This window comes from Schaedlerella arabinosiphila, assembly GCF_003885045.1.
Taxonomy (GTDB): domain Bacteria; phylum Bacillota; class Clostridia; order Lachnospirales; family Lachnospiraceae; genus Schaedlerella; species Schaedlerella arabinosiphila.
The window spans coordinates 5,399,910-5,411,966 of record NZ_RHJS01000002.1 but is presented as its reverse complement, the minus strand read 5'-3'; the positions used below and the strand labels follow the sequence as shown (position 1 = coordinate 5,411,966).

Annotated in this window: 12 protein-coding genes; all 12 read right to left on the bottom strand. The window is 40.5% G+C overall.

Annotated elements, in window-relative coordinates:
- Positions 1-21: 21 nt before the first annotated feature.
- The 12 genes from EBB54_RS25525 to EBB54_RS25475 all read right to left on the bottom strand — a co-directional run bounded on the left by EBB54_RS25525 (position 22) and on the right by EBB54_RS25475 (position 11,975).
- Entirely contained in the window at positions 22-438 is a 417-nt protein-coding gene (locus tag EBB54_RS25525) for an AAA family ATPase (protein ID WP_125129518.1), read from the bottom strand.
- 45 nt (positions 439-483) lie between these two features.
- A complete protein-coding gene (locus EBB54_RS25520) occupies positions 484-1,626 on the bottom strand; it encodes a hypothetical protein (RefSeq protein WP_125129517.1) in 1,143 nt (380 codons plus the stop codon).
- A gap of 27 nt (positions 1,627-1,653) precedes the next feature.
- The gene (locus EBB54_RS25515; protein WP_193554391.1) at positions 1,654-2,298 is read right to left on the bottom strand and encodes an ABC transporter ATP-binding protein; all 645 of its coding nucleotides are present in this window, start codon (positions 2,296-2,298) and stop codon (positions 1,654-1,656) included.
- The gene (locus tag EBB54_RS25510) at positions 2,279-3,031 is read right to left on the bottom strand and encodes a hypothetical protein (RefSeq protein ID WP_162307204.1); all 753 of its coding nucleotides are present in this window, start codon (positions 3,029-3,031) and stop codon (positions 2,279-2,281) included. Before EBB54_RS25510 ends, EBB54_RS25515 begins: the two co-directional genes overlap by 20 nt.
- Positions 3,031-3,789: a hypothetical protein gene (locus tag EBB54_RS25505; RefSeq protein ID WP_125129515.1), complete on the bottom strand. Its 759-nt coding sequence runs from the start codon at positions 3,787-3,789 to the stop codon at positions 3,031-3,033. The genes EBB54_RS25510 and EBB54_RS25505 overlap by 1 nt, the downstream gene beginning before the upstream one ends.
- Before the next feature lie 189 nt (positions 3,790-3,978).
- Positions 3,979-4,617: a hypothetical protein gene (locus EBB54_RS25500; RefSeq protein WP_125129514.1), complete on the bottom strand. Its 639-nt coding sequence runs from the start codon at positions 4,615-4,617 to the stop codon at positions 3,979-3,981.
- 104 nt (positions 4,618-4,721) lie between these two features.
- A complete protein-coding gene (locus EBB54_RS32370; RefSeq protein ID WP_408640809.1) occupies positions 4,722-4,976 on the bottom strand; it encodes an ISAzo13-like element transposase-related protein in 255 nt (84 codons plus the stop codon).
- Positions 4,977-5,255: 279 nt separating this feature from the next.
- Positions 5,256-8,489 carry a type 2 lanthipeptide synthetase LanM gene (lanM, locus tag EBB54_RS25490; RefSeq protein ID WP_162307203.1) on the bottom strand — a complete coding sequence of 1,078 codons (3,234 nt, stop codon included), beginning with the start codon at positions 8,487-8,489 and terminating at the stop codon, positions 5,256-5,258.
- A 128-nt stretch (positions 8,490-8,617) separates the two neighbouring features.
- A complete protein-coding gene (locus EBB54_RS30275; RefSeq protein ID WP_154677812.1) occupies positions 8,618-8,764 on the bottom strand; it encodes a hypothetical protein in 147 nt (48 codons plus the stop codon).
- Positions 8,765-8,790: 26 nt separating this feature from the next.
- Positions 8,791-10,131 carry a sensor histidine kinase gene (locus EBB54_RS25485; RefSeq protein WP_125129512.1) on the bottom strand — a complete coding sequence of 447 codons (1,341 nt, stop codon included), beginning with the start codon at positions 10,129-10,131 and terminating at the stop codon, positions 8,791-8,793.
- A complete protein-coding gene (locus tag EBB54_RS25480; RefSeq protein WP_162307202.1) occupies positions 10,132-10,848 on the bottom strand; it encodes a LytR/AlgR family response regulator transcription factor in 717 nt (238 codons plus the stop codon). It lies immediately after the preceding gene.
- Between the two features lie 116 nt (positions 10,849-10,964).
- Positions 10,965-11,975 carry a PDDEXK nuclease domain-containing protein gene (locus EBB54_RS25475; protein WP_125129510.1) on the bottom strand — a complete coding sequence of 337 codons (1,011 nt, stop codon included), beginning with the start codon at positions 11,973-11,975 and terminating at the stop codon, positions 10,965-10,967.
- Between the last annotated feature and the right edge of the window lie 82 nt (positions 11,976-12,057).

The window sequence follows — 12,057 nt, the reverse complement described above, 5'->3', positions numbered from 1 at the left end:
GCTGTATTGCCCCTTTCGGAATCAGAGCACCTTTATTTCCTTTACATTAAGATTTTTTCTATATGTCATTAATAAGAGCAATACCGTAAGTATCAAATAAATAAATAATAACATTGCAATAAAATCAATATTACAATCCAATACTTCCAATATATTATACTGGTTCAGTAAAATATTTCCTCCGAACAACTTATCAGGAAAAAAATCTATTATTTTTCCTGAAATATCATTATCAAAAAGTTGTCCAAAAATTCCTGTGCCCATTATTAGCATGAATGAAAATATTACTGCAATAGCCATCATATTCAGCAAAGTGGTTTTTCCAGCTCCGTTTTCTCCTAATAATCCATATATTCCTTCTTTGAATTGTAAATTGATATCTTCCACAGCCATAATATTTTTATAGCTTTTTTTGATATTGAAAAACTCTAATGTCATTACACATTTTCCTCCATTTTTCTTCTCATTGATTTTCTCCTCCCTTTATCTGATTTGCTTTCCAGTCACAGCATCATATAAGACCTCTCCATCTACCATTTCCCCATTTTCCTCCATTTGTACCAGGAACCTCCAGCACGGAGAAATCACCTGTAATATATCGAGATCACTTTTTCCTATGACTTTCATTTCTGTTTCACCAAAAATAAGATCGATTCCAGATATACGGATTTTTCCTGTCAAAATGGTATTTTCATACATTTGCAATAAACGTTCTAATGCTATATCGGGATGCACAACTTCGGTATCCGCCTCCTCAACCACCTTATAGTTACATGGAATATTTGCCCTTACGATCCCATCGCGGTTGATTACAACATGCGCGTACGTCATACCACGCATTGACCCTTCGTCGATCTGCAGCGAACCGATCTGCAGCGGATAATAGAACACATAAAATCCCCCTGTTCCTCTCCAGTTCTCAATATAGTCCGCAATCTGGTTCTCTTCCCACCAGCTCCTGATAGATTCGAATTTTTCTAAATGGCTGCTGCGGTAAGACTCCAATGAATCTTCATTCAGTGAATATCCTACGCTTCTCTCCTGGCTGTAAGTAAATCCAGCCTGCTTTAACAGCGATTTGCTCAATGTCTCTGCTTCCTGATAAGTCATAAAAGGCAAATCCTTTTTGTCATAATATATATCCATTTCATCATTGAAAAAAGGATAGACTCCCTCACCATGATAATATAATTCACAATTTTCATAAAAATCAGGATCAATGGAAACATGGATTCCACTTTTCTGTGCGGAAAAGCGATTCTCCTGACCTTTCAGGTAAAAGAGCCTCGTATTATATTCCTCTCCATAGGATTCATCCTCAACAGCCGTTTTTTCCTGAAAAGGCAAATATTTAGCAACACCTTCTACCCAGTCTTTTTCTACGGGCAATGGTTCAGGAGTAACCGTATATTTTTTTAAATCCTCTGTTTTAAATTCCCCGTCGATGTCCACCTTTATTTCCGGTGAGATTTCTTCCGAGACTGATATGGATATTGTTTCGCCTTTTTTAACTTTATTTTTTTCAACCTGATTCTGCTTCGAGCATCCTGCAATCCCCATAAGGAATAATAGTGTGAAAATAGATTTTTTTATGCGGCGTCTCCATTCTCGTCTTTCTTTTTTCATAATATTGTACTCCTTTTATCAGAGGTTCTAAACCCTTCCCCCCAATATTCCTGCATCCATTTCAAATACTTGATCACAAAGTACTTCTATATCTTCTGAACTGTGGCTTGCCAAAAGAATCAGCCTGCCTTCTTCCTTCAGCTTCTGAAAAAGCTTCCTCATATCCTCAACCCCCTGATTATCCAGCCCATTCATAGGTTCGTCTAATATCAGGATGCTGTTCTCCTCCATGATTGCCTGCGCAATTCCCAGCCTTTGCTTCATTCCCATCGAATATTCTGATACTTTCCTGGACATTTCCGGATCTAATCCTACCTGGTGCATGGCCAGATCAATTTTTTCCTTACCGCACTTTCCTCTGATCATTGCCAGCATTCTCAGATTTTTCCGCCCTGAATAATGGGGCAGAAATCCCGGGTTTCCAATGATGATTCCAAAGTCCTCTAATAAACGCTCCTCTTCTTCCAAATATCTTCCATCCATCAGAATCTGTCCGGAGGTTGGCCGCAGCAACCCGCATATGCACTTCATCAGCACAGTTTTGCCCGAGCCATTTCTCCCAATAAGGCCATATATATTGCCGGATTTCATGGATAAAGAAACATGACGCAGCACCTCCTGCTTTCCAAATGTTTTTGATACATCCACGACCTCAATCTGCCGTCCATCCATTTTGAACACCCCCGATCTCTAATTTCCTGCAATGTATGGAAAGCACTGACGTTATGCAGCAAATGATTGCCATAAGCATCCCGGCCGCATAGGATACAGAGGGATACTGCGTATTCTGTACCGGATACAGGTTTTCCGCGCTGATCCAGGACATGGGGGAAAACCAGTATAATCCTGGAATCCTGCTGTATGAGACGATGGGACTGAGCAGGATGAGAAAACAGGATATTCCAATGCCGTAATATTTTGATTGAAAAAACAAGTTCAGCATATACACGGTCAGCCCCAGCATAAAACATCCCGCAAACAGCAGTACGAATGACAAGAGCACCCCGTTCGGCGCCGAATACATTTCCATTATTCCGGTTGGAATGACAAACATATATCCATATTGGCCAGCCGCATTTGTATAAGCAAGCGTCCCTATGATCCTTCCCCAATCGCCTTGTATTGTCACATATGGAAGGAAACACAATATACTGCATAAATAAACATACATACAATATCCCAGGGCCAGGATTCCTATAAACAGGATATCTCCATATACCATTGCCCGATATCCTGTGCGGATCGCGTAATAGTAAATTTCTTCCTGTTTGCAGGATACATTGCATACGATTATGATGAAGATCAACAAAATCAGTATCTTCGAAAGGCCCGTTGCGACAATGTAATCCCCCAAAAGAAACGGGAAGAAATATGGACTGATATTCTCTCCTGTCATCCGGCACATCACACGAATGCTTCCCGTATACTCACGCACACTTTATATCCATAATTCAACCACATGTGGCCTGATATCAGTGCCACGTTATTTCCATAGGAAGGCAGAAAAAACAGTTCCGGAAATAAAGAAGATAAACCGGTGAAACAAAAATATAATACGGCAGGCATACAAATAATAATGAAGATATCCTTCAGGTATAACGATATGTAGAAGCCCGCGCAGCACAGGAGCAGCATGGACAATGCTGATAATACCGCTGTAGCTGTCAGCCAGAGGAACGGATGCTCCCGTGGTGTCAGACTTTCAAACGAAAAATACTGGTCTGTCCCAAAGAATGCCATGCCAGGCTCTACAAACGGAATTTTTGTACGCCATATCATCAGCGCGCAGATGAGTCCCGCTATATAAGCTGTCAGCCCTGAAACGAGGATGGAAATATATTTTGAAAGCACATAAAACTTTATCCCGCTCCTCTGCAGAATGTACCGCAGGCTGTTACTATGGTATTCCCTGCAAAAGCTGCCGCTGTAAACAGACGCCACAATGACTAACAGTAATATTTTAAACCTGTCATAATGGATGATAAAATTGTATACCCCGATCAGATCATATCCCTGCATGGAAAATCCCATATACATATTTCTCAGAATATCTACCTGGCTGATCATACATACACATGCGATCAGCACACACTGAAACAGATAGGTTTTACGAAACATACTTTTATGCAGGTCAAAAGTCACTGTTTTTATAAGACGCTTCACTCTATTCCCCCATCTCCTAATAAGTTTCCTGCTTTTAATCCGTATCAAAAAAATAACTCTGATGCAAGACTCCCCTGCTATCTTTTCCAGATCCAAATGAAGCCGGATTCAAAAAGAAAACAGAGGAGCGCACATCCATCCGATGCGCGCCCCCAAATTATGTTTTTAAGACAAATATATTTATAAAAATCAATATGCAGATGCAGGAAAATAACTTGAAACATAATTTCTTACAGTTTCACTATATTTGATACCCAAAGGATCAGTATATGAGAATGTAACATCAATATTAAAAGATACGTGATAATTTGTATTACCATTTATATATCTATGTTGGAGATTAGAAATATTATAAGACTCAAAATCTACCGCAAAACCACTTTGATAGACGCCTGAATAAGTAAGACTCATAAATGTGTTATATTGCGCATTTACAGTTCCCCGACATTCATGAGCAAAAGAAGCACGTCCTAATCCTATTGTTGCAGCAACAACAAAAGTCTGGCAGTTGTAGTAGTTAACAGGCATAACCCTTCTTAAAGTAGTATTTACGGGAGTTGGGGTTATTACTCGGTCTTTTTTTAGTCCCATTTCTGCTTTTTGATACATTTCATTAGCATACTCTTTTGGGATATATTCTACACCATTATCATCAACTACTTTAAAGCTTGAACCATACTCCGTATATATTTCATTCATTGCTTTTTCAAATGTTTTTAGTGAAATATATTCGGAAGTAGATTCTGCATTGGAGGGGAATGCACTAAAACCAAATACAAGTGAAAAAACGGATACAATTACTAAAATTTTTTCGATACGCTTACTCATAAATTTTTCCTCCTTTAGTTTATATTTACTTTTTTTGATTGGACTATAGTACCTTAAGTCAAGTATACATATTTATTAAGTATGTCAATATAAATTATGCAATTTTAAAAACTGTAAATAAATACAACATTTTCTCCGTATGAAGCAATAATATAATTCCATTCGCTATGAAAAGGATATCCTACTATATTTATATGCTCAAGTTCGTTGTCTCCAATCTTGATACCTGTCTCGTATATGTTATCATCCACTCCGCACTTTACAATCAAACCCACTTCTATAGTAGCTGACGCTATCAGGTTTACTACTACTTCGAAGAATACAAGAGTCTGGCCGGCCCTCTGAGTATAGACTGTGATTCTCCATATCAGGATTCTTCGATGCAGATGACGTTACAGACATCCCTAGCAGCATCGCTGCCGCTAATAATACAGTGAATACTCTGTTCAATCTTTTTATACGTAAATACCTCCATACATCTTTCATTTCCATTGATACATATTTGTCCTCTTCACCTCTTCCTCATGGAAAACCTAAGTCAGCCGCTTTAATTGCCTTATCTGGATTTTCTATAGCATAACCCATTCACATCACCCCTCTCCTTCTTTCTTAATATTACACTTATTATATTTCTATGTTTATCTCAAAACAAGCATCTGGACATGAATGCTGTGTTTCCTGTCCTCCATTTTTTTATTTTTCCTGTTGACACCCGATTTTCCCATCATATCTTGATGTAAAAGAAAATATAATATCCCCCCATACCCATTCATCACCCCTGGATTTACCAATTCCTGCGGAAGCAATCTTATTTCGTCTCCATAAAGGATTCCTTCTCCCTGCATGATATCTTCTTTCCTGATTCCGAAGTTCTCCGGCTCTTGCAGTTCCATCCATTCCAAAATCCACAGATTACCGCAGATCCCATGGCACAGGCTCCAGCTCTCCCTTGCCCAATATTGGACTGATGTTTGATAAGCGTTCTTTATCTCCTTCCGTAACCGCTTCTGCCACTTCTCTGCCATCTCCTCCCCATCTCCCATATCCCTGCAAAATGGCCGGACTTCGCTTAATAAGCTGCAGCAAAACAACCTGGACAGCAAAATCCCCGCCGCTCCATGGCACCATGCTACTGTCCCCACCTCTCCCGGAACAGAAGCCGCGTCTATTCCCCGTATATCTGTCCAATTTTTCAATTCCGAATCGTACAGGGAATTTTCATATTGCCAGATCTCCTCCGCAAGTCTTTCATATTCACTTTTTCCGGTCAGCTTCCACAACTGCATCACCGGCATCAGAATCCCTGCATTTCCATGAGCCATTCCGCCCAACGGCGGCATATTCCTGTCTGTGATCCATCCAATCCCTGCATCCTGTTTCTGTGCCGCTCCTGCCAGTATTGTGACTGCCCGCTCTGCCATGCGCAGATATGTATCATCTTTTGTCAGCTCAAACATATACAGCAGCACCTGAGCCTCGCCTGCATTTCCATACAGCAGGTCATATTTGACATCTTCATCCAGGAGTCCGCATACGATTCCCGCATGCTTTACGGCATAATCCAGATAACTGTTTTCTCCGCTCATACTGTATAGCGCCAGGTATACATACAGGATGGAGCTCTCACCTTCGTAAGCCCCTGTATTTTTTGACTGCAGATTCGCCTGAGAAACACATCCTGCATCGGTATAATGAAACATCTGGCGTTTCAGCGCCTGGAAAATACTATGGATTTCTTCACTTTTTTCTTCAGGCGCTTCCGCAGAATCCAATTGGTAAAATAATAGCAGCATCCCCGAAAGGCCGCAATACAGATACATATCCATCCCTTTCATATTCCATGCCGGGCTGCCATACGGATCTATCTGCATGACCGCCCAGCCCACTTCCGTATGTGCCTCATTCCATACCGCATACTGCAGAACCCTGTCCGTGAAGCGCTGAATCCACAATTTGATATCCAGTCTTTTACGATGGCGCAGACGCCATGTACGGACCGGATAAACGAGGTTTTTATATCCCTCCTTCCTGCCCGGCATCAATGCAAGCGACATCTGGATATAGGTGCATTGTTTTTCCAGATCCTTCCGATCCAGCAGCGCAAGCCGGCGGAACAGGATATCTATTGCCGGTTCGGAAAAATAACGCTCTATCGTTTCCCCCTGGACTGTACACAGCGCCGTGCTGTCTAATGCATAATAAAAATATGGGATATCCCCATCCAGCAGACATTCTACTTCACTTTTTATCATCGGTTCTTCACACGGTTTACGCCCTTTCCACATGGTATACATGAAAAGTTCCCTGTCTGCTCCGTCCAAAAGCAGTTCCGGGTGGTAGGAACTGGAGAGTACCATACTGTAGCGTTGTGTATCTGCAGTCAGAAAGCGGCTTATAATCTTCTGCAATTTCCGAAGTTCTTTGGAGAAAGCCTGTTTTTCTTTCATAACGGTCTCATATGCCATAGAAAATCCATGGACCAATTCTTTTTCGTACAAATAGGGCGGACAAAATTCGCCGTTCAGCATAGCTCTGTTCCGGGCATCCTCAGAAACTGGATTTTTATAGCTGATATACATCTCCGATGTTCCAGCTTCCATGACCGATGGAATCCTGAATGGATACACCTGCCCTCCCCTCCCGCTTACCGCACTGGTATCTACCCCCTGCCATTCCAGGCTTCGAAAATAGAAGGGAAGTATCCCCATAAAAAGCACCGATTGCGATAACTGATAATACACCTCATCATTTGCTGTCGTTCTCTTTCGGTTGTGCTGGATATTCACCAGATTTTCCAGGTCGATCATCATAGGATACTCCCCTGACGCAACAATATTTTCATAATGCAGATCCTTTGTTCCCAAAAGATACGCCAGAAAAAGCTGCTCTCCCAGCCGGATATAATATTGCTTTAACTGCTCTTCGGTCCTGCAGGATTTATACTCCACAGCCGAACTCCAGCTATGGTCCGGGAAGGACAGAAATGGATACGAGCGCTGCATTGTGCCTGTACGCATGCTGATCCAATCCAGCAGCTTTTGGTAGCTTTTTTCATTTTCCATCGAACGTGGCTTATAGAAAAGTTCCATTCCATCCTCAAGCTGAATCTTTAATACCTGTTTCCCTTTTTGATGCAGATCCGAAAAATCACCGGATATTTTTGATATTTTAAAAGCTTCATATTGTTCGGCTGCTTTGCCGCACATCTCCCGCAGTACTTCCCTGTCCTTTTCGAAATACGCCAATACTTCCGCATAATAGGAGGCCAGGAATCCCACCTTTTCCTCCACACAGCGGCATAAAACCGGAAAGCGTGCAAACAAACTTTCTCCAAAAGAAACATTCCCTGCAATCTGACTGCAAAAATAGTTATACTCTTCTTTTTCATTCTTGCCGAGCAGCAAGCCTTTTTGTTTATAAGAATGCATTTCCGAGATCAGTGTACGCAGGCAGATATTCTGCAGCTGGAAAACTAAATGGATACCGAAATCATGCTCCAGCGAATCATTTCCTTCTATTCCCCTCTTTTTCAGCGATTTCTTGAGTTTATCAATCCCGTACTCCAGAATCTGGTCATAAAACTCAGCGAAAAAAAGCGCTCTTTCTGCTCCGCCTTCCGTCCATTTTGCTCTGCCATGCTTCACTGCTGAGTTATTCCTGAGAAATACCGGAAGCTCCTCTGCGATGTCTTCTTCCACCTCATATTTGTCTGCATTCAGATAACAGCGGAATTTCTCATCATTTTCAAGTAAACGAGAAAACGTATCTTTACCAAATACCTGCTCCCAATATTTCAATTTTTTATCATCATATTTTCGCTCTATGCTATTTTGATATCTTCTTTCTGATAAATAGCTTCGGTTTTTTCCCATTGTATTGCTCCTTATATTTTCGATCATAACAGCGCAAAAAGCAGAACGTACTTTACATTCTGCTTTTTGCTATGCATCCTTAATGAACAATAAGAACTGTAAATTCTTTCCTGATATCTTCAATTGTATTAGCAACAATAAATCGTGAAATATACCATACATAATTTTGTCTGAGTATTTTCAACGTAACATCCTGTATCACTACATATTACTTTATCCATCTCCTGAATCTCTTCAAGCAGGTCACCTGCATATTCAATTTTTTCTTGTCCCATATTCTCACTCTTCCTTCCCAATAATTTTACTGCTTTAAATCCATATCAAAAAAAGTAACTCTGACGCAAAACTGCCCCTCCTGAATCCGATAAAAAATTTCCCCCTCATGCCTGTCTACAATACGCCGTACACTTTTCGATCCGTAGCCATGCCTTTTCTTATTTTCCTTTGAGGAAATCAATTCTCCATCTTTTTCCTTCGGAGCCTGTCCAATGCTGTTCGAAATTTCTATATTCAGGATCTGTTTTTGTCTGCTGATTCGAATCAATATCCATTTTTTGCCACCTTCCATCCGTTCACAGGCTTCTATCGCATTGTCCAGTAAATTTCCCATGAAAGAAACAATCTCATGCTCTTCCATCGGCAGATTCTGCAGCTTTACAGCATGAAGCTTCCATTCAATATTCTTCTGTTCAGCTTCCTGCTTTTTATGATAAAGCACCAGATCCATAATCCTGTTTCCTGTACATACCGGCATCTTTGTTTCCGAAAACTGCCCTGCTATCTTTTCCAGATATTGATGAAGCTGCCCCCAGTCCTTTTCCTTTTCATATGCCTGTAAGACTATAAAATGCTGTTTTACATCATGAACCCGTATCCGTTCCAGATCCAGTTCATCCTGTATACTCTGATACCAGTTATTCTGCATCTCATCACGCAGTGTTAAAATCTCATTCTGCTTTCGGACAGAATCATTGATCAATAGTCCTATAGACACCAGGAGTACCATGGACACCAGAAAAATCAGTGAAGTTCCGGTAAAGCCTCCTTTTGCTTCCTGAATTCCACTTGCCATCCCACTCAAATCAAATTGATATCTCTTTATAATAAGAAGAAGTATCATGCTCATAGCCAGAATTGGATATGCATACCTTTCCAGCTCTCTTTTATGTAAATTTAATCGTCTTTTTATCAGCATAACTGCCATGAACATGATCCATCGTGCCATAAATAAGAGAATTGCCTGGATATACGTTGACGATGAATAAACATTTTTCTCAAAATCTATCCCTGATTCCCTTAGATAGTACATGCTGGAAAAAGCCACAAAAAAATCCAGTGCCGCCACCAGCGAATAATACAGCGTCACCATTCCGATGACCAATATTCTATTTCTTTTCACAACAGCACATACACACAGCCCTGTCACTGCAATGGAAGTATATAATATCCCCCGCGAAAAGAATGCAAAGCTATGATTATACGCCAGCAGTCCTCCCCATATCAGGATATTCCCATATATGAGAGCCTTGTCTTTTTTCCGCAAATATTCTTTTTCCAGGATCGTGCTGTACATCAGTTCATAGCAGATCCATACTTCCCAACAAGATATCAATATCTGTATAAATAAAAGAATCCTCTGCATCTAATCACATCCCCAATATCGGTTTATATCTTCTTTCACCTTTTTGACTCTTGACCGGGATATGATAAGCTTATAGCCGCCTTCCAGGTATATGGTGTCGCCGCTGATCCTTTCAATATATTTCATATTGATGATATAGCCCCGGTCCGCCGGAAGAAACATTTTACTGTCCAGCTTGTCCCTGACCTTTCTCAGCACTTCCCGCTCCCGGAAATTTCCCAGCTTGGTAATGTATAATACGTACTTCATCCCTTTGTCCTTCTGTACATATATAATATCACGGAAATATACTTTTTGTCTCTCCGTTTCCGAACCAAGCAGGATAAAATTATTTCGCTCCTTTTTGACCTTTTCAATCAGCCGTTCCACAATGCGGGGCAGCCGTTCTTCCATCTCTGCTTTTAAGATATACTGGTATGCTTCCAGCCGGTAGCTTTCCACCGCAAATTCCGAATGTGATGTCAAAAACACCAGATAGCATCTGTGCAGCTTCCTGCAGACAAGTTTTCCCAGCTCCAGGCCGCTCATGCCGGATAATTCGATATCCGTGATCACTACGTCATATTCCTCGCCCTGGCTGATCTGTCCTGCCACTTCCTCTGCACTTGAGTATGGAAATATTTCCGCCTCCCCTTTTTCATACACCACCTTTCCAATGCAATCGCATTCCCATTCCAGGGTCTTTTTCTCATCATCCACAATCGCTATTTTTACCATGGTTTTTCCCTCCAAATTTGCCCGACTGCGGAGCTGCAATCCGGCAGGTATTTCGGCGGATCGTCCGCACATCAGATATATCTGCGGCCCGCTGTTCTTAAGGTAAATTTATGTGATCAATTTTCTTCCTCTACTTTGCAAGATTCCAATGCCTGATATTCCTGATTCAATTCCCTAAGCAGTTCTTCCTCACTTGGCAAATATAACTTATATTTTGAGGCAAAAATCTGTGTTTCATTTTCAGGCAGCGTATACTTAACCACGGATTCACTTTTATCTGCACAAAGCACAATACCAATCGGCGGATTATCTCCTTCATTCATAAGCTCCCGTTCGTAATAGTGAACATACATCTGCATCTGTCCCAAATCCTGATGAGTTAAATCCCCAACCTTTAAATCTATCAAAACAAAACATTTCAAAATATAATTATAGAATACAAGGTCAATCCTAAAATGCCGCCCGTCAAAAGTAATACGTTTCTGTCTAGCAACAAACGAAAATCCTCTCCCAAGCTCTAAAAGGAATTTTTGCAAATGAGTAATTAATGCCTGCTCCAAATCACTTTCATAAAAATCATCATTTGAACTTAAACCAAGAAATTCCAAAACATATGGGTCACGAATTATATCTTCTGGTTTCTTAGCAGGCTCTAATGACTGAATTTCTTCCGCAACCTGTTCTTTGTTTTTACTGGATAATAATCTTTCATAAAAGAAAGAATTTATCTGCCTTTCAAGCTGTCTGGTACTCCAATGTGATTTTACAGCTTCCTGCATATAAAATTCTCGTGCATGATCATTTTCTACTTTTAGTAAAAGCCTATAATGTGTCCAGCTCAATTCGTCACGCAGTGCGTGACCATTTGGAAACATCAAATGAAACCGCCTCATATACTTCAAATTTGTCACTGTAAACCCTTTACCGAAATCCTGTGTCATTTGTTTTGACAATTCTTTTAACAAACCTGTTCCATACTCTGCCTTTCCATAGCCTCCCTGTTCCTCTATAATGGATTTTCCTATATTCCAATATGCTTCAACCATTGCAAAATTAGCGGTTTTATAGACTTTGTTTCTTGCTGAAATTAAAATTTCTTTGATTTCGTTATAAAAACATGAATCCATCTAATCATAGCATCCTTTCTTGGTATAATATATCAATATTCTTTATTAACTTCCATAATAGACTGCAATAGGGTGAATGAAA